This is a genomic window from Chlorobaculum sp. MV4-Y (assembly GCF_025244685.1).
In the GTDB taxonomy this organism is placed as follows: Bacteria; Bacteroidota; Chlorobiia; order Chlorobiales; family Chlorobiaceae; genus Chlorobaculum.
In genome coordinates, this window is sequence record NZ_CP104202.1 from 41,934 (window position 1) to 65,000 (window position 23,067).

General features: G+C 60.0%; 21 protein-coding genes and 1 pseudogene (1 of these 22 cut by a window edge). 20 read left to right on the forward strand and 2 right to left on the reverse strand.

The window, feature by feature from the left end:
• From NY406_RS00225 to NY406_RS00275, 11 genes are all read left to right on the forward strand, one after another.
• The gene (locus tag NY406_RS00225; protein ID WP_411267093.1) at positions 1–231 is read left to right on the forward strand and encodes an energy-coupling factor ABC transporter substrate-binding protein; all 231 of its coding nucleotides are present in this window, start codon (positions 1–3) and stop codon (positions 229–231) included.
• Positions 228–1,013 (forward strand): cobalt ECF transporter T component CbiQ, encoded by a 786-nt coding sequence (cbiQ, locus tag NY406_RS00230; protein WP_260534526.1) that lies wholly within the window; start codon positions 228–230, stop codon positions 1,011–1,013. The genes NY406_RS00225 and cbiQ overlap by 4 nt, the downstream gene beginning before the upstream one ends.
• Positions 1,013–1,861 (forward strand): ATP-binding cassette domain-containing protein, encoded by an 849-nt coding sequence (locus NY406_RS00235; RefSeq protein WP_260534528.1) that lies wholly within the window; start codon positions 1,013–1,015, stop codon positions 1,859–1,861. The genes cbiQ and NY406_RS00235 overlap by 1 nt, the downstream gene beginning before the upstream one ends.
• A 7-nt stretch (positions 1,862–1,868) precedes the next feature.
• On the forward strand, positions 1,869–2,663 hold the full coding sequence (gene cobA / locus NY406_RS00240) for a uroporphyrinogen-III C-methyltransferase (RefSeq protein ID WP_260534530.1): 795 nt from the start codon (positions 1,869–1,871) through the stop codon (positions 2,661–2,663).
• A 6-nt stretch (positions 2,664–2,669) separates the two neighbouring features.
• Complete coding sequence (locus NY406_RS00245; protein WP_260534532.1) at positions 2,670–3,593, forward strand: sirohydrochlorin cobaltochelatase; 924 nt, start codon at positions 2,670–2,672, stop codon at positions 3,591–3,593.
• A 245-nt stretch (positions 3,594–3,838) separates the two neighbouring features.
• Positions 3,839–4,579, forward strand: a complete 741-nt coding sequence (locus NY406_RS00250; protein WP_260534534.1) for a precorrin-2 C(20)-methyltransferase — start codon at positions 3,839–3,841, stop codon at positions 4,577–4,579.
• Positions 4,576–5,982, forward strand: coding sequence for a precorrin-3B C(17)-methyltransferase (cobJ, locus tag NY406_RS00255; protein WP_260534536.1), 1,407 nt, complete (start codon positions 4,576–4,578; stop codon positions 5,980–5,982). The genes NY406_RS00250 and cobJ overlap by 4 nt, the downstream gene beginning before the upstream one ends.
• Positions 5,975–7,177, forward strand: coding sequence for a precorrin-6y C5,15-methyltransferase (decarboxylating) subunit CbiE (gene cbiE / locus NY406_RS00260; protein ID WP_260534538.1), 1,203 nt, complete (start codon positions 5,975–5,977; stop codon positions 7,175–7,177). The genes cobJ and cbiE overlap by 8 nt, the downstream gene beginning before the upstream one ends.
• A 109-nt stretch (positions 7,178–7,286) precedes the next feature.
• Positions 7,287–9,161: a precorrin-4 C(11)-methyltransferase gene (gene cobM, locus NY406_RS00265; RefSeq protein WP_260534540.1), complete on the forward strand. Its 1,875-nt coding sequence runs from the start codon at positions 7,287–7,289 to the stop codon at positions 9,159–9,161.
• The gene (gene cbiD / locus NY406_RS00270) at positions 9,151–11,004 is read left to right on the forward strand and encodes a cobalt-precorrin-5B (C(1))-methyltransferase CbiD (RefSeq protein ID WP_260534542.1); all 1,854 of its coding nucleotides are present in this window, start codon (positions 9,151–9,153) and stop codon (positions 11,002–11,004) included. The genes cobM and cbiD overlap by 11 nt, the downstream gene beginning before the upstream one ends.
• A gap of 404 nt (positions 11,005–11,408) precedes the next feature.
• Positions 11,409–12,350 carry a TIGR01777 family oxidoreductase gene (locus NY406_RS00275; RefSeq protein ID WP_260534544.1) on the forward strand — a complete coding sequence of 314 codons (942 nt, stop codon included), beginning with the start codon at positions 11,409–11,411 and terminating at the stop codon, positions 12,348–12,350.
• A gap of 140 nt (positions 12,351–12,490) precedes the next feature.
• Here the strand turns inward: NY406_RS00275 and NY406_RS00280 are convergent, their stop codons facing one another.
• Complete coding sequence (locus tag NY406_RS00280; protein ID WP_260534545.1) at positions 12,491–12,763, reverse strand: RNA recognition motif domain-containing protein; 273 nt, start codon at positions 12,761–12,763, stop codon at positions 12,491–12,493.
• A gap of 409 nt (positions 12,764–13,172) precedes the next feature.
• Here NY406_RS00280 and NY406_RS00285 point away from each other — a divergent pair.
• Positions 13,173–14,503 (forward strand): annotated as a pseudogene (locus tag NY406_RS00285) (ammonium transporter).
• A gap of 9 nt (positions 14,504–14,512) precedes the next feature.
• Complete coding sequence (locus NY406_RS00290; protein ID WP_260534546.1) at positions 14,513–14,854, forward strand: P-II family nitrogen regulator; 342 nt, start codon at positions 14,513–14,515, stop codon at positions 14,852–14,854.
• A 170-nt stretch (positions 14,855–15,024) separates the two neighbouring features.
• On the opposite strand, the gene NY406_RS00295 is transcribed toward NY406_RS00290, so the two are convergent.
• The gene (locus tag NY406_RS00295; protein ID WP_260534548.1) at positions 15,025–15,459 is read right to left on the reverse strand and encodes a tetratricopeptide repeat protein; all 435 of its coding nucleotides are present in this window, start codon (positions 15,457–15,459) and stop codon (positions 15,025–15,027) included.
• A 318-nt stretch (positions 15,460–15,777) separates the two neighbouring features.
• Here NY406_RS00295 and NY406_RS00300 point away from each other — a divergent pair, with 318 nt between their 5' ends.
• From NY406_RS00300 to NY406_RS00330, 7 genes are all read left to right on the forward strand, one after another.
• Positions 15,778–16,506 (forward strand): segregation and condensation protein A, encoded by a 729-nt coding sequence (locus tag NY406_RS00300; protein WP_260534550.1) that lies wholly within the window; start codon positions 15,778–15,780, stop codon positions 16,504–16,506.
• A 19-nt stretch (positions 16,507–16,525) separates the two neighbouring features.
• Positions 16,526–17,809: a DUF1015 domain-containing protein gene (locus tag NY406_RS00305; RefSeq protein ID WP_260534552.1), complete on the forward strand. Its 1,284-nt coding sequence runs from the start codon at positions 16,526–16,528 to the stop codon at positions 17,807–17,809.
• Positions 17,806–18,234, forward strand: a complete 429-nt coding sequence (gene tsaE / locus NY406_RS00310; RefSeq protein WP_260534554.1) for a tRNA (adenosine(37)-N6)-threonylcarbamoyltransferase complex ATPase subunit type 1 TsaE — start codon at positions 17,806–17,808, stop codon at positions 18,232–18,234. The genes NY406_RS00305 and tsaE overlap by 4 nt, the downstream gene beginning before the upstream one ends.
• 10 nt (positions 18,235–18,244) lie before the next feature.
• Positions 18,245–18,919, forward strand: coding sequence for a tRNA (adenosine(37)-N6)-threonylcarbamoyltransferase complex dimerization subunit type 1 TsaB (gene tsaB, locus NY406_RS00315; RefSeq protein WP_260534556.1), 675 nt, complete (start codon positions 18,245–18,247; stop codon positions 18,917–18,919).
• 168 nt (positions 18,920–19,087) lie between these two features.
• The gene (rsfS, locus tag NY406_RS00320) at positions 19,088–19,519 is read left to right on the forward strand and encodes a ribosome silencing factor (RefSeq protein WP_260534558.1); all 432 of its coding nucleotides are present in this window, start codon (positions 19,088–19,090) and stop codon (positions 19,517–19,519) included.
• A 101-nt stretch (positions 19,520–19,620) separates the two neighbouring features.
• On the forward strand, positions 19,621–22,101 hold the full coding sequence (gene gyrA / locus NY406_RS00325) for a DNA gyrase subunit A (RefSeq protein ID WP_260534559.1): 2,481 nt from the start codon (positions 19,621–19,623) through the stop codon (positions 22,099–22,101).
• Between the two features lie 109 nt (positions 22,102–22,210).
• Positions 22,211–23,067 carry the 5' portion of a CTP synthase gene (locus tag NY406_RS00330; protein WP_260534561.1) on the forward strand. It continues 841 nt past the right edge of the window, so the window shows 857 of its 1,698 coding nt (coding positions 1–857); it begins with the start codon at positions 22,211–22,213; its stop codon lies off the right edge, out of view.

The following is a 23,067-nucleotide window of genomic DNA, read 5'->3' on the forward strand; positions in this document are numbered from 1 at the left end:
ATGACCCTCAAACATGCCGAGTTCGGCGGCTCGGATGACCATGCCGAGGAGGCGATCACAGAACTGCATCCCGGCTACAAGCCGTGGTTTGCGCCGTTCTGGGAGCCGCCGGGTGGGGAGGTCGAGAGCCTGCTGTTTGCGTTGCAGGCGGCGTTGGGGGCTGGTGTGCTGGGTTATGGCCTCGGGTTTCTCCGGGCTTCGCGCGAACCGTCCGGGGAGGCGCGGGTTTGAGAACGCTCGACCACTATGCTGCAAGCTCCCGGCTGCGCGATGTCGCGCCGGGCTACAAGCTGCTCTATGCGCTTCCACCCATCGCAATGGTGCTTTGGGTGGACTCCGCACTGTTTTCGCTGCTGGTTTTCGGGCTGATGAGTGCCTCGGTCATCATGAAGGGAGGTGTTCAGCCCGGTGATTATCTCCGGATGCTGCTGCTTCCGGCAGCCTTTCTCATGATCGGAACGGTGGCTGTCGCGTTCGATATTTCCGTGAATCCGGAGCCATTTCTTTTCTCGATCCCGGTTGGCAGTGCTTTCATCGGCGCGACCTCAGTCGGTCTTGCGATGGCGATTCACCTGGCGTTAAAGGCGCTGGCGTCGGTTTTGTGCCTCTACTTCATCGCCCTCACGACGCCGGTGGCCGACCTCGGGCGCTCCATGGCTTCGGTGGGTATTCCGGTGCTGCTCATCGAAATGACTTTGCTCGTCTATCGCTTCGTTTTCCTGCTCTTCGAGACCGCCTCGGAGATGGTGACCGCGCAGCACTCGAGGCTCGGCTACGCGGGCACGGCGGCCTCGTTCCGCTCCCTTGCGTCGCTCGTCTCGAACCTGTTCTTCTTTTCGGCTCGTCGCGCCGAGGAGGTGTATGTGGCGATGGAGTGCCGGGGTTACGACGGCTCGATTCGTGTGCTGGCTCCGTCACCGCGAGCGCAGAGACCATCGCTTGCAGTTATCGCGCTGGTCGAGGGATCGTTGCTTTGCGTCGCCATCGCTACGCATTTCGGGAGGCTTTTCTGATGTCGTCGCCGAGCATGCTCAAAACGGAAGGGTTGAGGTTTGTTTGGCCAGACGGCACAGTGGCGCTCGATGGTGTGGCGCTTCCCATCCCGGCGGGGCAGGTTATCGCGTTGCTCGGTGGCAATGGCGCCGGCAAATCGTCGCTTCTGCTCAACTTCAACGGCATTCTCAGGCCATGCTCGGGTCGGGTGCTGTTGCGCGATCAGCCGCTTGACTATTCGACACGGGGCCTCAAAAGCCTGCGGCAGCAGGTCGGCATCGTGTTCCAGAACCCCGACGCGCAACTGTTTGCGTCGAGCGTTTACGAGGACATCTCCTTTGGCCCCTGCAATCTCGGCCTGCCGGAGCCGGAGACGCGGCGGCGGGTCGAAGCGGCGATGGAGCTGGTCGGCGTCGCGGAACTGGCTCGTAAGCCGGTGCACCACCTGAGTTTCGGGCAGAAAAAGCGGGTGGCTCTGGCCGGGGTGCTGGCGATGGAGCCGTCGGTGCTCCTGCTCGACGAGCCGACCGCCGGACTTGATCCGAAAGGCGCGGACGGCATCATGCGCTTCATCCGCGAACTGCAACGCTCCTCTGGCATGACGGTGGTCGTCGCCACGCACGACATCGAAATGGTGCCGCTCTTCTGCGACCGGGCCTGCGTGATGGATCGGGGGCGGGTGCTCTTCGAGGGTGAAGTTACCTCGATGTTTGAGCACCGCGATCTCCTCCGGCAGGCAGGGCTTCGCCTGCCGCGCATTGCGCATCTGATCGAGATTCTGGCCAAAAAAGATGGCTTCGATCTGCCTGGCACGGCAATGACGATCAGCGGGGCCAGAAAAATTTTAAAGCTGATGAAAGAGAGGTAGGAGAGCAATGGAAAATAGTGGCAGGGTCTATCTGGTCGGGGCCGGGCCGGGCGACCCGGAGTTGCTGACCGTGCGGGCGCACAAGCTGCTGCAATCGGCTGACGTGGTGCTGCACGACGCGCTCGTCAGCCAGGAGATTCTCGCGCTGCTGCCACCCGGCGCGGAGAGAATTGCCGTTGGCAAGCGTATCGGCGACGGGAAAGATCAGGCGGTGCGGCAGCAAGAGATCAACGACCTGCTCGCCCGTCACGCCAGCGAGGGTAAATGCGTCGTCCGGCTGAAGGTGGGCGACGCCTTCATGTTCGGGCGCGGCATCGAGGAGGTGCGCGCGCTCGCTGCCGCCGGAGCGCCGTGCGAGGTGGTGCCGGGCATCACGGCGGGCATCGCCGCCGCCGAGCTGTGCCGGATTCCGCTGACCGAACGCTACCGGAACACCTCGGTGCTCTTCTGCACCGGCCAGACGGCGGACTACTCGCTGTCACATTTCTCGGCGGTGATCGAGCTGATGAAGGCAGGCACGCCGCTGGTGATGTACATGGGCTTCGAGCAGCTCGACAGGATCGTCGGGCGCTTCATCGACTCCGGGCTGTCGCCAGAGCTTCCGGCGTGCGCGGTCTCGCGGGTGTCGCGAAGCGATCAGGCGCTGGTCGCGGCCACGCTCGGCACGATTGTCGAACAGCTCTGCGAGCGCGAACTGCCGTTGCCGGTGGTGTTTATCATCGGCGAACACGCCATTCCAGAGGGGGCGGTGAGCAAGAAAAAAGATCAGACGGATCAGACTGATCCGGGGAAATCATGGTAAACAGCCATGAGTAAGCACAAAAAGCGTTCGCAGATCAACAAGAAGGCGATTTTGCTCGCCCATTTTGGCACTACGTATCCGTCGGCGCTGCCGTCGCTGGAGAACATCCGTCGGCAGGTGCAGGCGCGGATTCCTGGCATCGAAGTGCGGCACTGCTTCACCTCGAACATGGTACGCAACATCTGGTCGGCGCGGCGTCGCGATCCCCGGAAGTGGCTCGACGAGGGGGTCTCCGAGGAGTTTCTGAACGTGCAGGGGTTCCTCGGCGCAATCGGCAACCTGCAGGACGGCAACTACCGGACCATCATCGTTCAGCCGACGCACATGTACCACGGCGAGCAGTTCGAGGACTTGAAATCCTACGTGTCGGCGCTTCAGTCGATCCGCACCATCAAGCGGGTCTGGTCGCCCTTCGAGAAGGTGGTGCTGTCGCGCCCGGCGCTCGGCACCTGCGGTATCGAGCACGATTACGTGGAGGATATCGAGGAGGTGGCAGCGCTGTTCGATGATGACGTCGAGCGCGCTCGCCAGATGGATGCGGCGCTGGTCTATGTGGCGCACGGCAATGACTTCTTCTCGTCCGGCGCGTTCAACGAAACCGGTGACGTGATGCGCCGTTGCTATCCAGGCGCGGAGATTCACATCGGCATGGTCGAGGGACGGCCCGGCGTGGAGGAGATCGTCGGCAAGGTTACGGCCAATGGACGGAAAGCGGTACTGCTCCGTCCCTTCATGATCACGGCCGGAGACCACGCGCACAACGACATTGCCGACGACGATCCCGGTTCGTGGAAGGGCGCGTTCGAGGCGGCGGGATGCAGCGTCGAGACCCGCATGGAGGGCCTCGGTTCGGACGACCGCTTCGCCTCGATTTTCGCCCGGAGAATTCTCGAAACCGCCGAAGATCACGGCATCGATCTGTTGTCGTGATGGGTGGGCGGGGTGTGCCGTTTTGATTCTTTTGTAGGGGCAGACCGGTGTGTCTGCCCTGAGCTGAATTCACTCCGTATTCATCTTTTATTGCTTTGGCGACAAGAGAGGCCTGATACCATAACATGAAGAAATTGGGCTAACGCCCTTGTGTATTTGGCACTATCCATAAACCCCGGACTAAAGCCCGGGGCAATTGTTGAAGAGTTTCAATCGTCAGTGTAATGGATAACCGTTTGCAACCAATGAACAAACAAGGCTCTCTGATCAGCGTTTCGCTTGGACCGGGCGATCCAGGCCTGATAACCGTCCGGGCGCTTTCGCAGCTCCGCGAAGCCGACCTGATCTACTATCCCGGCACTGTCAGCGCTTCGGGCGCGGTGACGAGCGTGGCGCTCGATATTCTCGAAGCTTGCGATCTCGATCCGTCGAAGTTGCGCGGGATGCTGGTGCCGATGTCGCGCTTGCGCGGGGCTGCCGAGGCGAGCTACGCGGCCAACTACGCCGCGATGGCGGAGGAGGTGCGGGCGGGCTGCAGGGTGGCGGTGGTGAGCGTGGGCGATGGGGGCTTTTACAGCACCGCGTCGGCGATCATCGAGCGGGCGCGGCGGGATGGCTTGGAGTGCTCGATGACGCCGGGCATTCCGGCCTTCATCGCCGCCGGGGCGGCTGCCGGAATGCCGCTCGCGTTGCAAAGCGACAGCGTGCTGGTGCTGGCGCAGATCGACGAGATCGGCGAACTCGAACGTGCGCTTGCCAGCCACAGCACCGTGGTGGTGATGAAGCTCTCGACGGTCAGAGATGAGCTGCTCGGCTTCCTCGAACGGTATGGCAAGCCCTTCCTTTACGCCGAAAAGGTGGGCATGGCGGGCGAGTTCATCACGATGGAGATCGAAGCCTTGAGGGATCGCGCCATCCCCTACTTTTCGCTGCTGCTCTGCTCACCGCACTGCCGGCACTCAACCCTTTTTCCCTTTGCGCCATGAACGGCACGATTACCGTCGCAGGCCTCGGCCCTGGCAGCGACTCGATGATGACCCCGCAGGTGCTTGATGCGATCCGGACGGCTGACGCCGTTGTCGGCTACACCGGCTATCTCAAAAGCATCGGGCATCTGATCCCGGACTCCGTCCAGACCGTGGCGACCGGCATGACCGGCGAGGTGCGGCGGGCCGAAGAGGCTTTCGCGCTGGCCTCCGAAGGGCGGCAGGTCGTCGTGGTCAGTTCGGGCGACGCGGGCATCTACGGCATGGCGCCGCTCGTTCTCGAACTGCACGCGAGCGGCCGCTGGCCCGGCGTCGAGGTCGAGGTGCTTCCGGGTATCAGCGCGTTCCAGGCTGCCGCCGCGCGGCTCGGCGCTCCGGTGAGCCACGACTTCTGTGCCATTTCGCTCTCCGACCTGATGACGCCGTGGGAGGTGATCGAAAAGCGAATCGAAGCGGCGGCTTCGGCGGATTTCGTGACCGCAATCTACAACCCTCGCAGCCGCGACCGCTACTGGCAGATTTACCGCTTCCGCGAGCTGTTTCTGCGCCACCGCTCACCCTCGACGCCGGTGGGCATCGTCCGCAACGTCTCGCGCGAGGACGAGTCGGTGGTGCTGACGACGCTCGGCGAGTTCGATCCCGACTCGCTCGACATGTTTACCGTGATGCTGGTGGGCAACTTGACCACCTTTATTTCCGGCGAGCGGATGATTACGCCGAGGGGCTACTTCAGCCGTGAGGAGGAGAACTCGATGGCCGTCGGCCAGTCGATCATGAGCGGCAGCTTCCGCACCATCGCCGGGCTGATGAAGCCGGACGGTCGCCCGAACGACGAGCGCTGGGCGGTCATGCACACGATCCACACCACCGCTGATTTCGAGATGCAGGAGCTGTTCCACGCCACGCCCGGCGCGATCCGGCGGTGGCACGAAGCGCTGACCGCCGGTGGCGCAACGATTGTCACCGACGTGACGATGGTGCAGTCGGGCCTGCGCAAGGCGGCGCTGGAGCGCTACGGCGTGACGGTGCGCTGCTACCTGCACGACGAGCGCGTGGCCGGGCTGGCCAGAAGCGCGGGCATCACGCGCAGCCAGGCAGGGATGCGGCTCGCCGCCGCCGAGCATCCCGATGCCCTTTTCGTGATCGGCAACGCTCCGACGGCGCTGCTGGAGCTGGCCTCGCTCTTGCATCGCGGGGGCTTTGCGCCGATGGGGGTGATCGGTGCGCCGGTCGGGTTCGTGAACGTGGTCGAGTCGAAGCACCGGCTCAAAGCGGCGGCGGGCGCGACGCCGATTGCCGTCATCGAGGGGCACAAGGGGGGCAGCGCGATTGCCGCTACCATCGTCAATGCCGCCTTCAGCCTCGACGAGGCGGAGGCGATGAATCCGGGGTGTCATGTCTGAGTGCTTCACACTCATCGGCCTCAGCGACAGCGAGGAGCCGCATCTCGATCCCGCCGCTATCGAAGCGATTCGCGCGACTCGAATCTTTGCAGGCGGGGAGCGCCACCGCGAAATCGTGGGCGGCCTGCTGCCGTCCGGTTCCCGCTGGATCACCATTGCGCCGCCGATCGACGAGGCGCTGTCGCAACTTGCCGGAGCTGACGGGCCAGTGGTGGTTTTCGCTTCGGGCGATCCCTTTTTCTACGGCTTTGGCGCAACCTTGCGGAAGCGCTTTCCGGGCGCGTCGATGCGGAGCTTTCCGTCGTTCCACTCGCTCCAGATGCTCGCGCAGCGTTGCCTGATTCCGTACCAGTCGATGCGCCACGCCTCGCTCACCGGGCGAGGCTGGGATGAGCTGGATTGCGCCCTGATCGCAGGCGAGCGGCTCATCGGCGTCTTGACCGACCTCCGCAAAACCCCGCCGGAGGTAGCGCGGCGCTTGCTCGATTTCGGCTATTCGGGCTACCGCATGGTGGTCGGCGAATCGCTTGGCGGCAGGAGCGAGCGGGTAACGCGCTGCACGCTCGATGAGGCTGCCGGGATGGAATTTGGCCGACTGAACTGCCTCATTCTCGAAGCCACAGAGCCACCGAAGCGCTGGTTCGGCATTTCCGAAAAATTGTTCGACGGCCTGCCGGGACGGCCCAACATGATTACCAAAATGCCGTTCCGCCTGGCCGCCCTCGCCGCGCTGGAGCTGGGCCGGGCGCGCACCTTCTGGGATGTGGGCTTCTGCACGGGGTCGGTGGCCATCGAAGCGCGGCTCAGGATTCCGGGCCTGGCGGTGACCGCCTTCGAGAAGCGCTCCGGGTGCGATGCCCTGCTGGAGAAGAACGCCCGTCGTTTCGGAGCGCTCGGCATCGCGAAGGTGATGGGCGACTTTCTCGAACAGGATCACCGTGCGCTCTGCGGCAGCGACGGCGTGGACGCCGTTTTCATCGGCGGCCACGGTGACCGGCTCGACGAGGTGTGCGATGTGGTCGCAAGCCATCTCGCGCCCGGAGGCCGGGTGGTCATGAACGCCGTCCGCGAAACGAGCGCCGAAGCCTTCGCCACCAGCGCCGCCCGCCACGGCATGGAACTCGCCGAGCCGCTGCGCCTCGCCGTCGGCGACCACAATCCGGTGACGGTCATGAAGGCGGTAAAGCCGGGGTGAGTGCTTGCCCGATCTGTCAGATCAGACCGAGACAGACTGATCTGACAGATCCTGTACGGGCGACCGGCCGGTCGTCCGTACGAAACTTATTCACAACAACGATGTTACCATGCACGAACGAATCGCCATTATCGCCATCACCGACACAGGAATCGCTCTCGGCCACTCACTGAAAAGCCTGCTTGTGGCCGACGGTTTTGCCGGGTGCGAGCTGTTCTCGTCCCGCGACTCTGCGCTGGCGGAGCCTGTCGAAAGCGTGCCCGAATTTGTCCGGCAGTCGTTCGGCAACTTCGACGCTTTTGTCTTTATCGGCTCGCTCGGTATCTGCGTGCGTTCGATTGCGCCGGTGTTGCAGGGCAAGCAGTGCGATCCGGCGGTCATCAACTGCGACGAGTTGGGGCGCTTCGTCCAGAGCGTGCTGTCGGGTCATGCGGGCGGGGCGAACGCACTGGCCGGGCGGGTAGCGCGGCTGCTCGGCGCGCAACCGGTGCTGAGCACGTCGAGCGATGTGCAGGGGCTGTGGCCGCTCGATATTCTGGGGCGCGAAGAGGGGTGGAGCGTCGAGTTCGCCTCGCCGGTCGCCGGGGAGACGATGACGACGGCGATGTCGGCGTTCGTGAACCACGAGCCGACGACGCTTTTGCTCGATGTTCGCGACGCGCTCACCGACCGGCTCGAACGCACCGCGCCGCCGTTCGTCACGATTGCCTATCGCTACGAGGAGGTCGATTTCAGCGCCTGCTGTCTCTTGCTCGCTGTCACGCCGCGTCTGATCGATGCGCCAGTGCAGGCGGTGTTCTATCGTCCAAAGGTGCTCTGCGTTGGGGTGGGTTCGGAGCGAGGCATCGATCCCGCACGGTTCGTCCGCTCGATTACGGCGGAGCTTGCCGCTGCGGGGTTGTCGCCGCATTCAATCCGCAGTGTGGGGTCGGTCGATTTCAAGCTGGACGAAGAGGCGTTCGTCGCCTTTGCCAAAGCGTGCGGCGTGGCGCTGACGGGCTTCGCACCGGAACAGCTCGAAAGTGCCGGGCCGGTGCCCAATCCGTCCGATGTCGTCTTTCGCAAAACCGGCCTACACAGCGTCTCCGAGGCTTCGGCGGCGCTGCTTTCGGGCGAGAACCGGTGGCTGGTGGAGAAGCAGAAGGTCCCGCTGGCGGGCGTTCCTGAGGGAGAGCCACGTCACTACACCTTTGCCGTCAGCCTGTTGCGCGGGGCCGAACGGCGCGGGCGCATCGCGATTGTCGGGGCGGGGCCGGGCGATCCGGAGCTGGTGACGGTCAGGGGCAGGCGCTACCTCGAGCAGGCCGACCTGATCCTCTACGCGGGCAGCCTCGTGCCGGAGAAGTTGACCCACTACGCCAAATCGGGGGCGCTGGTGCGAAGCTCGGCCTCGATGCCGCTCGAAGAGCAGTTCGCGTTGATGGAGCAATTTTACCGGCAGGGCAAATTCGTCGTGCGTCTGCACACCGGCGACCCCTCGATCTACGGGGCGATTCAGGAGCAGATGACCTTTTTTGATGCTGAAGGATTCGAGTACGAAATCGTGCCGGGCGTGTCGTCGTTCCAGGCAGCGGCAGCGGTGTTGCAGTCGCAGTTCACCGTGCCGGAGAAGGTGCAGACCATCATCCTGACGCGCGGCAGCGGGCGGACGCCGGTGCCGGGCAAGGAACGCCTCTCGGAGCTGGCCCGATCTCGGGCGACCATGTGCATCTACCTGAGCGCGGAGTGGAGCAACGAGGTGCAGGCCGAATTGCTCGCACACTACCCGCCCGAAACACCCGTGGCGGTCTGCTACCGGCTTACCTGGGACGATCAGCAGGTGTGGCGCGGGCGGCTCGACGGGCTGTCGGCGCTTGTGCAAGAGAGTGGCAAAACCCGTACGCTGCTGCTGGTGGTCGGCGAGGCGATCGGTGCGCGCGGCGGGCGCTCGAAGCTCTACGATCCATCGTTCACGCACGGATTCCGCGAAGGTCATGGCGCATGATGCGGGCGGCGTAATCCTGCTCTTCGGCGGCACCACCGAGGGGCGGCAGGCGGCGGCCCTGCTCGACCGGCTCGGTCTCTTCTTCATCTACTCGACCAAAACCCGCGTCGAGCCGTTCGCCTCCTCGCATGGCGAATTCCGCCACGGCGCGCTCGACAAGGCGGCGCTGGAGGAACTCGTCACGTCGCGCGGCGTGCGGATCGTCATCGACGCAGCCCACCCCTTTGCATCGCGTTTGCACGCATCGGTGTTCAAGGTTTGCCAGCGCCTCGCCATCCGACTGATCCGCTTCGACCGGGCATTCGTTCCGTTGCCGGATATCGCTGGCCTCCATCCCGTCGCCGGTTTCCCGGAAGCCATCGCGCTACTCGAACGGCTCGAACCGGCGAAACTGCTCGCGCTCACCGGCGTGCAGTCCGTCGCCCCGTTGCGTCCGTGGTGGGAGCGGAACGACATGCTTTTGCGCATCCTGCCATCACTGGCGTCGATGGAACTGGCGCGGCACGAAGGCTTTCCCGAAGCGAAGTTGCTGCCGATGAACCCCGACGGCCCGGACGAGGCGCTCGAAGCGCTGGTGAGGGAGCATGGCGTCGATTGCCTGCTCGCGAAGGAGAGCGGCGAGTCTGGCTTTTTCTCATCGAAACTCCGGGTTGCCGAAAGGTGCGGGATTCCCGTCATCGTCATCCGCCGTCCCTCCGTCCCGGCGTTCGATACCGTCGTCTTCTCCGTCGATGAGCTTGAAAAATGCCTGACGGAGCACCCCGCCCTGAAGCCGCTTCGGACGGGCTACACCACCGGAGCCTGCGCCGCCGCCGCCACGAAAGCCGCCATGATCGCGCTCCTCGACGGCACCGCGCCCGAGTCGGTCACGATCACGCTGCCGTCCGGCAAAGTCGCCAGCTTCGGGATCGTCTCGTACCGCGTGGAGCAAGGTTCTGCCCGGTGCGGCGTGCGGAAGTTCGCGGGCGACGACCCCGACGTGACGCACGGGCTGTTGATCGTAAGCGAGGTCGTGCTCGTGCCGGGCGGCGGGCTGGACGAGGTGCGATTTCTGCAAGGCGAGGGGGTGGGCAGGGTGACGCTACCGGGGCTTGAGATTCCGCCCGGCGAACCGGCGATTAACTTGGTGCCGCGCCGGATGATCCGGGAGTGCGTCGCCGCCGAGCTGCGCCAGCGCGGATTGCGCTCCGCCGTCGCGGTCACGATTTCAGCGCCGGGCGGGGAGGTGGTCGCCCACAAAACCATGAACGCCCGGCTCGGCATCACCGGCGGCATCTCGATCCTCGGCACCAGCGGCGAGGTCGTGCCCTACTCGATGGAGGCTTGGCTCGCCAGCATCCGCCAGTCCATCGCCGTCGCCGCCGCCAACGGCTGCACGACCCTCGTCCTTACCTCCGGCCTGCGGAGCGAACGTCATCTCCGCACGCTCTACCCAGGCCTGCCGGAACTGGCCAGCATCCACTACGGCAACTTCATCGGGCGCACCCTCGAACTGGTGCGTGAAAACGGTGGTTTCAGCCATGTTATCGTCGGCGTTATGCTGGCCAAAGCCACCAAGCTCGCCCAGGGCGAGGCCGACCTCTCGAGCCGCGTCGTATCCCTCGATCCCCGATGGCTCGCCACTCTCGCCGCCGACCTCGGCTACAGCCCGGCAATCACGAGCCAGCTCGCCGACCTCCGCCTCGTACGAAACATGACGGAGATTGTCCCGTTCGGAAGCGACGAACCGCTCTATCCGGCCATCGCCAAAGCCTGCCATCGCGCCTGCCGCCAATGGCTCCCCGACACGCCGCTGACCTTCGTGCTGTTCGACATGGAAGGACGGGCGGTTGTTTTGGGCTGAATTGTTATTCCCTGTCCCAATATTAAGTGAATAGTTACCAACTCTATTTGCGGAGAATTGGTGGAGTTCTGTTATCAAGCATCAGAAAGTTACCGACTTTATTTATTCCCAAAGATTTCGCCTCCCTGAATTTTCTGCCTTACAGCGGGGCAAAGTTACTGACTTTATTTCCATTCCACAGTGGTTTCCCTTTTGCCGCGTCAGCCAGGCAAAAGGGGGCCTCTTTCTTTTGATAGACCGTCCAAAGATAAAGAGCAATTCGCTATGCCTTTCAGTTTTACAGTCTGGCGGCAAGCCTCTGGAGCGCAGCAGGTTATAGCAATAGCCGCTTCCGGGAATTATTTCTTCACCTCTTCCGGTTATCTGTCGAACAGTAATCCCCACCCAATTCAAACCGCAGATTCATGGAAGGCCATATCGTTCTCACGGGCGCTACCGGAGTAATCGGCAGCGAAGTCGCGCGCAGGCTTATCAAATCTGGCCGAAAGGTCGTTGTTTTTGCCCGATCTCCACAATCGGCAGCGGCCAAAGTGCCTGGTGCAGCGGATTATGTGCGCTGGGACTCGGATATGGCACCGGATGGATGGAGTTCATCGATTGATGGTGCGTATGCGGTTATTCATCTTGCCGGTCGGCCGCTACTTGAAACTCGCTGGACCGAGGAGCACAAAGTGGCCTGCTACGACTCCCGCATCAAGGGCACCAGGGCGCTGGTGGCTGCGATGGCGTCAGCTTCGGTCAAACCCAAGGTGTTCGTCTCTTCTTCGGCTATCGGTTACTATGGTTCGTTCGATCGATGCGAAGAGACCGATCCCCTGACGGAGAAGGCAGCACCGGGCAAGGATTTTCTCGCTAAAATCTGTTTTGACTGGGAAAAGGAGGCTCATTCGGCGGAAAAGCTTGGCATGAGGGTTGTGCTCCTCAGAACCGGTATCGTGCTTTCCACCAAAGGGGGGATGTTGCAGAAGATGATAACCCCTTTCAGTTACTTTGTCGGCGGGCCGGTTGGCTCCGGCGATCAGTGCCTGTCATGGATCCATCTCGATGACGAGGTGTCGATCATTCTCCAAGCGCTCGATAATGCTGACTGGAGCGGCCCGGTCAATGCGGTTGCCCCCGATGTGGTCAGCATGAAAGCTTTTGCAGATTCGCTTGGCTTGGTGATGCATCGCCCATCCCTGTTCCCGGTGCCGAAGCTGGCGGTTCAGATACTTCTGGGAGAGGGTGCCGACTATGCCGTCAAGGGGCAGAAGGTTTCGCCGGAGTTTCTCAAAGAGCACGACTTTCATTTCGCCTGGCCGTCGCTGCCTGAAGCGCTTGCCGATCTTGTCTCAAGAGGGATTTGACCGGCAGCGTTCACCGCTGACCCCCGAAGGGAGCCGCATCGGCATTCAAGGCCGACCCGTGAAATAGAAAAAGCGGGTCAGACCTTTTTTGTATAAGCCTGCCCGCCTGAAAAATCTTTTGCGTGCAGTTGTTGGTGTGCTCAGTATTGCTCTCTTCTGGGGGGGCGCTGCTCGCGAGGTCTTGCCTCGTTCACTTTTATGGTGCGGCCTTTAAAATCTTTGTTGTTCATGGCGTCGATAGCTGTGCGAGCTTCGCTTTCGTTCGGCATGTCAACGAACCCGAAGCCTTTGGAGCGGCCAGAAAATTTGTCAATGATGATGTTGGCGCTGTGCACCTGCCCGAACTCGGAGAACTTGTCGCGCAGGTCTCCATCGGTAACGCTGTACGGCAGATTGCCAATGTAAATGTTCATTGTGGGACGGTAGAAACATGTGCTTCGATAAAAAAGAGACGCCACGAGATAACCAAAGCACCTGTTTTCTCGCAAGCGATCAGCCAACCACTGGCTAAATAACTTTGTAATTTACCTCAATAAAAATCGTTTTCAAAAAGAAAAACGTTTTCACAGGGTGATTCCATTGTAAAAATTCGCCAAAAACGATTCTTTTTCGCCTTTCTATCTCGCCGTCTGCTGGTATTGTTGCCCGATGGTTAATCCCCGCACTTTCATTCAGGAAAGCTTCAAATATGTTGTTATAATCGCCGTATTCTGCCTGTTTGTAAGAAAATGGCTTAAAAATTTGCCCGTGCTTTAATATTTAATTATAATTGCCAGTCTTTCGTAAAATATTTAGGTTTTGAAATTTTTAAACAAAAAGGTTATGGCGAAAAAAATCAGTGCGGTGCTGTTGCTGTTTTTTGCGGTGATGATGAGTCATGGCACCGTTTGGGCTGGAGAGCCGGTGACGACCGATACCGGTACGACTTCGTGGATGCTGACCTCGACAGCTCTCGTGTTGCTCATGGTGCCGGGATTGGCCATGTTCTATGGGGGGCTGGTCAGAACAAAAATGTTATCGGCACCATGATGCACAGCTTTGGTGCCATGGTTGTCATTGGCGTGCTGTGGCCGCTGGTCGGATACTCGCTCAGCTTTGGCCCCGGCATTCTGGGCGGCCTGGTTGGATGGGAGCCGAAATATTTCATGTTGCAGGGCATTGACGATACCATCATGGCGAGCCACATCCCTGAATATGTGTTTGCCATGTTCCAGGGTAAATTTGCCATCATCACTCCCGCGCTGATTGCCGGGGCGTTTGCCGAGCGGGTCAATTTCAAAGGCTATCTGGCATTTATCGCGTTGTGGTGCATTCTGGTGTACAGCCCGATCTGCCACTGGGTTTGGGCTGCCGACGGATTTCTGTTCAATCTCGGCGCTATGGGCGCAATCGACTTTGCTGGAGGCACGGTCGTTCACATCTCTTCCGGTGTGACGGGTTTGGTTGCGGCGCTTTTCCTCGGCTCGCGCCGCGGCTATCCGAGAAACGTGACCTCGCCGAACAACCTGGTCATGACTCTCGTGGGTGCAGGCCTGCTCTGGGTGGGATGGTTCGGCTTCAATGCAGGCAGCGCCATCGCCAGCGACCTGGCCACGGCTCGCGCGCTGACGGTGACCCAGATCGCCGCCGCGTCGGGCGCCTTCACCTGGCTCATTATCGAACTGGTGCATCACAACAAGGCAACCAGCCTTGGCGTGGCGTCGGGCATTCTTGCCGGTTTGGTGGCGATCACTCCCGCTGCGGGCGTCGTGCCACCCTCCGGCGCGTTCGCGCTTGGCGCTATTGCTGCCTTTATCTGTTACCTTGGCCTCATGCTGAAGGGCAAGCTCGGTTACGATGACAGTCTCGATGCTTTCGGCGTGCACGGTGTTGGCGGTATCGTCGGCGCCATTTGCCTGACTTTCTTTATCCGCCCGTCATGGATGGCTGACGCCGCTGTCAAGGCCGGCGGTAGCTGGACCGTCTGGCAGCAGCTTGGAGTACAGGCTACCGCTGTTGGCATTACGGTTGTCTACGCGGCAGTTGTATCACTGGTGATCCTGTTTATCGTCGAGAAAACCATCGGCCTGCGTGCCAAAGAGAATGATGAAATGTCCGGTCTGGATCACAGCATGCACAGTGAACAGGGGTATGGCCTTATCAATCCTAACTAATTACCAAAAATGAAACTGATAACCGCCATCATACAGCCCGACAGGCTCGACCATGTTCGTGAAGCGCTGATTCAGGCTGATATTACAAGGATTACCGTCAGCAGGGTCTCTGGTCACGGACGCCAGGAGGATATCGAATACTACCGCGGCCAGAAAATCGCGCCGAACCTGCTCCCGAAAGTTCGTCTCGATATCGCCGTCAATGACCAGTTTGTCAATGTCACCGTTGATACCATCGTTGCCGCCGCAAGGCACGAAAGTGGCGAGATCGGTGATGGCAAGATTTTCATAACACCTATGGAGGAGTGTGTGAGGATCAGAACCAACGAGCGTGGAGGCAGCGCTATCTGAAGAGTGTTCTTGCTTCTGTAAAACTGTTCAGCCGATCACAAGAAAAAGCCGCAAGGAAGCACTCCCCGCGGCTTTTTCTTTTTTGCAGATTTGGTTTTTCGAACCCGTTCCGGTTTGATATTTCTGTCGATCCCTGGTGCTGATGGAAACTGTGGATGGGTCCCGATTCTCTATTTCATCTGTTTCCAGTCAGGCGTGGTGGCGTCGAGCCAGCGGGCCGCATCCGGATCTCCGAGCCGGGCAGCGCGGATGAAATCCTGGAGTGTGCCGGTACTGTCGCCGGTCTTGATCCGGGCAATACCGCGATGGAAAAACGCTGCCGCCATTTTCTGGTCAAGATTTATGGCCTGGGTGAAGTCAGGGATGGCCTCAGCGTAATGACCTCTCATGTTTTTGACCACGCCACGATTGTAGTAACCGGCTGCCTGGAACAAGGGTTCACCGAGTTCGATAACCATGGTGTAGTCGGCGATCGCTCTCTGAAACTGGTGCAGCTTTTGCCATATTGCGGCCCGCATCTGATACGCCATCACGAAGCGGTTGTCGTTGTCTATGGCCTTGGAGTACAAGCGGATCGCCTCATTGAGATTGCCTGCACGGTGCATCGAAAGGGCTTCATTGAAATAGCTCTCAGATGATTGTGCCGCACACGGGCCTCCAGGCAGCGCGGTGGCAGCAGCAGCAAGTACGATAAATGTCGTAAAGCGCTTCATGGAGTCATGGAACGGAAGAGTTTGGTTTCGTGCAGTTTTGCCGTGCACCGGAGGCTTTCGGATAAAAATACCGATCACGGTTCGAAAAAATAAACGGAAAGTCTGTACCTTACACAGTAAACAGGTCTGCTGACGGCATCTTTGTTCCCGCTCTTGCCACAAGGTGAGGCGCATTGTCGGCCCACTCAATCCGAAATCAACAGGGCTTGCATGTTTCGCATCAGTCTTGAAGAATTCGAAGGCCCTCTTGACCTTCTGCTGTTTTTCATCAAGCGTGACGAGCTTGATATCTACAATATTCCGGTTTCCAAAATTACCGGCGATTTTATCGCCTACATCCACGCCATGCGTCGGCTGAATCTGGAGGTCGCCGCCGAATTCATCTACATGGCCTCGATGCTTATGAGCATCAAGGCGCGAATGCTGCTTCCCCGTGCGGAACCCGAGGCGGGCGACGACGGGGAGTTCGATCCGAGAACCGAGCTGGTGCAGCGCCTGCTCGAATATAAAAGAATCAAGGAGGGCGCCTCAGAACTGGAGCTGATGGCGCTCGACCGGGAGAAGATGTTCCCGCGCGGCTACTTCGAGGAGCTGGAGCCTGCGGTGATCGACGAGATGGACGCGCCGGTCAACCGTCCGACTCTCTATCATCTCATGCTGGCATACCAGTCGGTGCTCGACAACATGCCGAAGGTACGGACGCAGAATGTGACCGACGCGCCGGTGACGGTCGAAGAGCAGAGCGCCCTGATCATGGCGCGCCTCGGCGAGCGGGTGCAGGTATCGTTCACCTCCCTGTTCAAGGAATTCCGGGAAGCGATCGTGATTGTCGTGACCTTTCTGGCCGTGCTCGAACTGTGCCGCAACAGGAAGATCTCCGTCATCGTCAAGGAGGGGGTCAACGATTTCTGGATTTCACAGAGAGACCATGCCGAATAACCGTTAAACTTCATAAGCCATGCCTGAAATCGCGCCGTTCAAGGGGATTGTTTACGGCCCCGATCTCTCCGGGGACGCTGCAAACCTGATTTGTCCGCCATACGACGCCATCCCGCCAGCCATGCAGCAGGAGCTGTATGAGCGTTCCGACTACAACGCCGTGCGGCTGGAGCTGCCGTCCGAGGCCGATCCCTACGCTGCGGCGTCGAGCCGCCTTCGTGAGTGGCTGGAGTCCGGCGTTCTTACGCAGGATAGCGAGACCGCGCTCTATCCCTGCTTCCAGACTTTCGAGGACGAGCATGGCGTGACCCGCACCCGCAAGGGTCTGTTCGCCGCGCTTCGGCTGTACGATTTCTCCGAGGGTGAGGTGCTGCCGCACGAGCGCACGCTGTCGGGGCCAAAGGCTGACCGGCTGAAGATGTTCCGCGAGACAGGGGCGAACATCAGCAGCATTTTTGGCCTGTATGCCGATTCCTCCCGTCGGCTTGATGAAGCGATCAGCGAGTTTGCCGAGCAGCACGAGCCATTGATCGATGCTACCATCCAGGGTGTGCGCAACCGGCTGTGGCGTGTCGCCGATCCCGCGCTGATCTCCGTTGCGCAGTCGGTGCTTGCTGAACAGAAGGTCTACATCGCCGACGGTCATCACCGCTACGAAACCGGCATCGCGTACCGGAACGAGCGGGCAGCCTCAAATCCCGGTCATACCGGTCGGGAGCCATATAATTATATCATGACCTACCTGTCGAACATTTACGACGAGGGTCTCCTGATTCTGCCGATTCACCGTCTCGTGCACGGCATCGAGTCGTTCGATCCGGAGCATTTCATCGCGCAGCTCGACCGCTGGTTCACCGTATGGGAGCTGCCCGGCAGAAGCGCTCTCGACGAGTTTCTCGAGACGGGCGATTCTGCAAAGGTTTTTGGCATCGTGCTGCCCGGCATGACGCTCGGCATTTCGCTTGATCCGAAACCTTCCGAGGTGCTTTCGACGCCGGTGCCGGAAGCGTTGCAGAGCCTTGATGTGGTGGTGCTGCATGATCTGGTGCTCGGTCAGATTCTCGGCATTTCATCCGAGGCGATGGCGCGCCAGAGCAACCTCACCTACACGAGCAAAACGGCCGATGTGTTCGAGGCCGTGGCGTCGGGGAAGGCGCAGGTCGGCATTGTGCTCCGGCCTGTTCGGGTCGAGCAGGTGATCTCGGTCTCTGTTTCGGGCGAGGCGATGCCGCAGAAGTCCACCTGGTTCTACCCGAAGGTGATGACGGGCATGGTGTTCCATGCACTGGAGAAAGAGGTATGAGGGGAGAGTTCCTGTCGAAATCTGCTGAAGAGACCCGCGAATATGCCCGGCGGTTCGCTTCCGGGCTGAAGCCTGGCGATACGGTGTGCCTGACCGGCCCGCTCGGCGCCGGAAAAACCGAGTTCATACGCGGCATCACCGAGGCGTTCGGCTGCGAGGAGCAGCTTTCCAGCCCGACCTTTTCGCTGATGAATATTTATGAAGGAGCTTTGCGGGGGCAGCCTTTTGAACTGCACCACTTCGATTTGTACCGGCTCGAATCGGAAAAGGAGCTTGATTCCGCCGGGTTCGACGACTATCTTTCCGGGCCTTTCCTGTCGGTGGTCGAGTGGGGCGAACGGTTCGCTTCGCTCGACAGGCGCTACACCAAACGTGTTCAGCTCTTCATCGCCGGGGAGAGTCAGCGGAAAATTGTCATAACCTGAAAGCGGCTTCATGAAGATTCTTGCCATCGAGTGTACTCACGGTTTCGCCAGCGCGGCGCTCAGCAACGGCGAGCATGTGGTCGAGCGCCGACTTGCGGAGTGGCAGAAAACCGCCGAGTCGCTGGTGCCGCTTGTCATGCAGGTCATGGATGAGGCGGGATTGACGGTGTCTGAACTCGATGGCGTTGCGGTATCCTCCGGTCCCGGCTCTTTCACCGCGCTGCGCATTGGTCTCTCCGTGGCCAAAGGGATTGCCTTTGGCGCAGGCCTGCCGCTCGTGCCGGTGCCGACCTTGCTTGCAATGGCCGAAGCCGCCATGGAGCACACCGGGGAAACGCATATTGTCCCGGTTATTCCGTCGAGGGCCGGTGAGTATTTCTATTCGATTTTCACGCGGGAGGATCGTGCACTTTTGGAGATCGAAAGCGTGCGTTGCCTCGTCTCCGAACTCTCCGGACGGATTGCTTCCTTGCCCGGCAGCCTTGCCATTGTCAGCCGCTCGGTTGAAATTCTTGCCGAAGAGGCGCCTTCGCTCGCGCCTCACCTTGTCGATGCTTCCTTTTTCAGTGCGGCAACCCTTCTGTCCCATGCCCGCAAGTCGCTCGCGGAAGGCTCCGCGGGAACGGCCGCCGGGACGCTTCCTGATTATCGGCAGTCGTTTGTTCTTGCGCAGCGGCGCGACTGAATCGCCTTCTCGCCACGCAGTTCTGCCATGCCGAAACCGGCAATCAGCGCCATGTTGCTATTTGGTTATAAGCTGATTAATTCAATCGGTCAATAGCGCATTATTGCTATATTGACTGGCGGGAATCCTTCCCGGCTGAACGATTTTTTATCATTAAAACGGTTATCTATGTCCCGTTCGGAACATGTGGCCTCTTCCGGCGTCAAAGCCCGCGAAGTGGCGATGAGTGAGTTGCTTGCCAGGAGAGTTGCGGAGTTGTCGCTTGAAAAGAAGGGTGAAGATGTCAAGATTCTGGATGTCCGCGGCCTGACGAGCGTGACCGATTTTTTTGTGATTATCACCGCCGACTCGGAGCGTAAAGCCAAGGCGGTAACCGATTATATTGTCGACGAGATCAAGGACGAGGGGGAGCGCCCGATGCACATCGAAGGTCTCGATACGCTGCGCTGGGTGCTGATCGATTATGTCGATGTTGTCGTGCACATCTTTCAGCCCGACGATCGCAAATTCTATGACCTCGAATCGCTCTGGTCAGATGCTCCGGTCACGGTCGTTACCGCTCCGGAGCCATCAGGCGAGCAGGAGCTGTCGGAAGACTGACGGGCCATCTGCCGGGAGCGCTCCGGAGCTTTACGTTTTACAAGCTATTTCATACATTACGCCATTGTTTTTCAGGGTAAATCAAAGTCAGGGTATCGATTATGCAGCGTGAGAAGATATTGCCGATCAGTATTGAAGAGGAAATGCGGGATTCTTATCTCGACTATTCAATGTCGGTTATCGTCAGTCGAGCGCTTCCCGATGTCCGGGACGGCCTGAAGCCGGTACATCGCCGCGTGCTTTACGGCATGCACGAGCTGGGTCTGCAGGCGGGCAAGCCGCACAAGAAGTCGGCTCGTATCGTCGGTGAAGTGCTCGGTAAGTACCACCCGCATGGCGACTCCGCTGTTTACGACAGTCTTGTGCGCATGGTGCAGGATTTTTCGCTGCGCTATCCGCTGATCGACGGCCAGGGCAACTTCGGCTCGGTCGATGGCGACTCTCCTGCGGCCATGCGTTACACCGAGGTGCGCATGAAGGCTATCGCTGGCGAGATGCTCAAGGATCTCGACAAGGAGACGGTTGACTTCTCCCTCAACTTCGACGATTCGCTCGAAGAGCCAACGGTGCTTCCGGCGGCGATTCCGAACCTGCTGGTCAATGGCGCTTCGGGTATCGCGGTCGGCATGGCGACCAACATCCCGCCGCACAACATGCGCGAGGTGGTGAGCGGTCTCGTCGCGCTCATCGAGAATCCCGATATCGAGATTGGCGACCTGATGAAGCACGTCACTGCGCCAGACTTTCCCACCGGCGGTATCATCTATGGTTACGAAGGCGTCCGTCAGGCCTATCTGACCGGTCGTGGCAAGGTGGTGATCCGGGCGCGGGCGCTGGTTGAGGTGACGCAGAAAAACGGCCGCGAGTCGATCATCGTCACCGAGCTTCCATACCAGGTCAACAAGGTGCGACTGATCGAAAAGATCGTCGAGCTGGTGCACGACAAGAAGGTCGAGGGCATTGCCGATATCCGTGACGAATCCGACCGCGAAGGTATGCGCCTCGTGATTGAGCTGAAGCGTGACGCGGTGGCCAAGGTGGTGCTGAACAATCTCTACAAGCACACCCCGATGCAGGACACTTTCGGGGTGATTATGCTGGCGCTCGTCGATGGTGTGCCACGTGTTTTGAACCTCAAGGAGATGATGCAGTACTACATCCGGCACCGCAACGAGATTGTACTGCGTCGCACACAGTATGACCTCAACGCTGCCGAGAAGCGCGCGCACATCCTTGAAGGTCTCAAAATCTGCCTCGACAATCTCGACGAGGTGATCTCGACCATCCGTCAGTCACCCGATACTCCGACTGCCCAGAGCCGTCTGATCGAGCGTTTCGGTTTGTCCGAAGTGCAAGCCAAGGCGATTCTCGAAATGCGCTTGCAGCGCCTGACCGGCATGGAGCGCCAGAAGATCGACGACGAGTACCGCGAAACCCTCGCGCTCATCGAAGAGCTGAAATCGATTCTCGAAAGTCCGGCCAAGCAGATGGAGATTATCAAAACCGAGCTGCTCAAGGTCAGCGAAGTCTATGGCGACGAGCGCCGCACCGAGCTTCGTCCGCAGGAGGGCGACTTCTCGATCGAGGATATGATCGCCCAGGAGGATGTGGTCATCACCATTACCCACGACGGCTTCATCAAGCGCTTCCCGGTTTCCGGCTATCGCCGCCAGCACCGCGGCGGAAGAGGCGTGGCCGGAGCGCAGGCGAAGAACGAGGATTTCATCGAACACATGTTCATCGCCTCCACGCATAACTATATCCTCTTCTTCACCACCGCCGGACGTTGTTACTGGCTCAAGGTGTACGAAATTCCGGAGGCCGGGCGGGCCGCCCGAGGTCGCTCGCTGGCGAACATCATGGAGCTGCCTCCCGGCGAGAAGATCAGAACCTATATCAATATCCGGAACTTTGACGATTCCCATTTCATCATTATGGCCACGGCCAACGGCATCGTCAAAAAAACCGATCTTGCACAGTACTCCAATCCTCGGCGGACTGGCATCAATGCCATCCGCATCGAGGAGGGCGACGAGCTGATCGAGGCGCGTCTCACCGATGGCGATCACCAGATCATTCTGGCCAAGAGCTCCGGTTACGCTGTCCGTTTTCCTGAATCGGAGGTTCGCGCACAGGGCCGCGACACGGTTGGCGTCAAGGGAATCACGCTCGACGACGACGAGCGTTGTATCTCGATGGTCACCGCCAAGCGCAACGACACCTCCCTGCTCGCTGTCACCGACAACGGCTACGGCAAACGCAGCAAGGTTGAGGATTACCGCATGACCAAACGTGGCGCGCGTGGCGTGATCACCATCAAGGCGCACGAGAAGATTGGCAATCTGGTTGGCCTGCTCGATGTCAACGACGAGGACGACCTGATCATCATCACGACGAACGGCATCGTCATCCGCCAGCACGTTTCGGACATCAGGGTGCTTGGGCGGAACACCTCGGGGGTGCGGCTCATCAAGCTCGACCCCGGCGACCGGATTTCAGCCACGGCACGGGTTCCCAAGAGTGACGACGACTCGGCGACCGAGCCGTTTGGCGATGAGGGGCAGCTCGACCTGGATTTCTGAGCGTGAGATGGGAGTAGCGAAACCGGCTGCAGAATGAAGTATGAACCGGAGAGCCGGGCGTTCTCCGAAAAGGAAATTGACTGTTATCACTTAATCATTTTAGAAAGGTATGGCGCGCCCGAAGAATGTAAAGCATATTTTTGTCACCGGTGGAGTGATCTCCTCTCTTGGAAAGGGCATCCTCTCTGCCTCGCTTGGCCTTTTGCTCAAGTCCCGCGGATTGCGTGTGGCGATCCAGAAATACGATCCCTACATCAACGTCGATCCCGGTACGATGTCGCCCTATCAGCATGGCGAGGTCTACGTGACCGACGACGGCGCGGAGACTGACCTCGATCTTGGCCACTACGAGCGTTTCCTCGACGAACCGACCTCGCAGGCGAGCAACCTGACGATGGGGCGCGTTTACAAGTCGGTCATCGACAAGGAGCGGCGTGGCGAGTATCTCGGCGGCACGGTGCAGGTCGTGCCTCACGTGATCGACGAGATCAAGGAGAAAATGGGCGACCTGGCCAAGAACGGTAGCTTCGATGTGCTGATCACCGAAATTGGCGGCACCATCGGCGATATCGAGTCGCTTCCGTTTCTCGAGGCGATGCGCCAGCTCAAGCTCGAACTTGGCGAGCACAATCTGCTCAATATCCACCTTACCTTCGTGCCGTACATCAAAGCGGCCAGCGAGCTGAAGACCAAGCCTACGCAGCACAGTGTCAAGATGCTGCTCGAAACCGGCATCCAGCCCGACATTCTGGTTTGCCGGAGCGAGAAACCGCTGTCGAGGGAGATCAAGAACAAGGTCGGTCACTTCTGCAACGTGCACGATCTGGACGTTATCGGCCTCAACGACTGCGATACGATCTACGAAGTGCCGCTCATGCTGCTCAAGGAGCAGCTCGATCTGCGCGTCATGAAAAAGCTGGGTCTGAAGAAGTTCCGCGAACCCAATATGGAGTACTGGAAGAACTT

Bases quoted from the DNA above. Each gene is read 5' to 3' on its own strand.
- NY406_RS00225 (WP_411267093.1), top strand. From the start codon at position 1: ATGACCCTCAAACATGCCGAGTTCGGCGGCTCGGATGACCATGCCGAG.
- NY406_RS00235 (WP_260534528.1), top strand. From the start codon at position 1,013: ATGTCGTCGCCGAGCATGCTCAAAACGGAAGGGTTGAGGTTTGTTTGG.
- cobA (WP_260534530.1), top strand. From the start codon at position 1,869: ATGGAAAATAGTGGCAGGGTCTATCTGGTCGGGGCCGGGCCGGGCGAC.
- NY406_RS00245 (WP_260534532.1), top strand. From the start codon at position 2,670: ATGAGTAAGCACAAAAAGCGTTCGCAGATCAACAAGAAGGCGATTTTG.
- NY406_RS00250 (WP_260534534.1), top strand. From the start codon at position 3,839: ATGAACAAACAAGGCTCTCTGATCAGCGTTTCGCTTGGACCGGGCGAT.
- cobJ (WP_260534536.1), top strand. From the start codon at position 4,576: ATGAACGGCACGATTACCGTCGCAGGCCTCGGCCCTGGCAGCGACTCG.
- cbiE (WP_260534538.1), top strand. From the start codon at position 5,975: ATGTCTGAGTGCTTCACACTCATCGGCCTCAGCGACAGCGAGGAGCCG.
- cobM (WP_260534540.1), top strand. From the start codon at position 7,287: ATGCACGAACGAATCGCCATTATCGCCATCACCGACACAGGAATCGCT.
- cbiD (WP_260534542.1), top strand. From the start codon at position 9,151: ATGGCGCATGATGCGGGCGGCGTAATCCTGCTCTTCGGCGGCACCACC.
- NY406_RS00275 (WP_260534544.1), top strand. From the start codon at position 11,409: ATGGAAGGCCATATCGTTCTCACGGGCGCTACCGGAGTAATCGGCAGC.
- NY406_RS00280 (WP_260534545.1), bottom strand. From the start codon at position 12,763: ATGAACATTTACATTGGCAATCTGCCGTACAGCGTTACCGATGGAGAC.
- NY406_RS00290 (WP_260534546.1), top strand. From the start codon at position 14,513: ATGAAACTGATAACCGCCATCATACAGCCCGACAGGCTCGACCATGTT.
- NY406_RS00295 (WP_260534548.1), bottom strand. From the start codon at position 15,459: ATGCACCGTGCAGGCAATCTCAATGAGGCGATCCGCTTGTACTCCAAG.
- NY406_RS00300 (WP_260534550.1), top strand. From the start codon at position 15,778: ATGTTTCGCATCAGTCTTGAAGAATTCGAAGGCCCTCTTGACCTTCTG.
- NY406_RS00305 (WP_260534552.1), top strand. From the start codon at position 16,526: ATGCCTGAAATCGCGCCGTTCAAGGGGATTGTTTACGGCCCCGATCTC.
- tsaE (WP_260534554.1), top strand. From the start codon at position 17,806: ATGAGGGGAGAGTTCCTGTCGAAATCTGCTGAAGAGACCCGCGAATAT.
- tsaB (WP_260534556.1), top strand. From the start codon at position 18,245: ATGAAGATTCTTGCCATCGAGTGTACTCACGGTTTCGCCAGCGCGGCG.
- rsfS (WP_260534558.1), top strand. From the start codon at position 19,088: ATGTCCCGTTCGGAACATGTGGCCTCTTCCGGCGTCAAAGCCCGCGAA.
- gyrA (WP_260534559.1), top strand. From the start codon at position 19,621: ATGCAGCGTGAGAAGATATTGCCGATCAGTATTGAAGAGGAAATGCGG.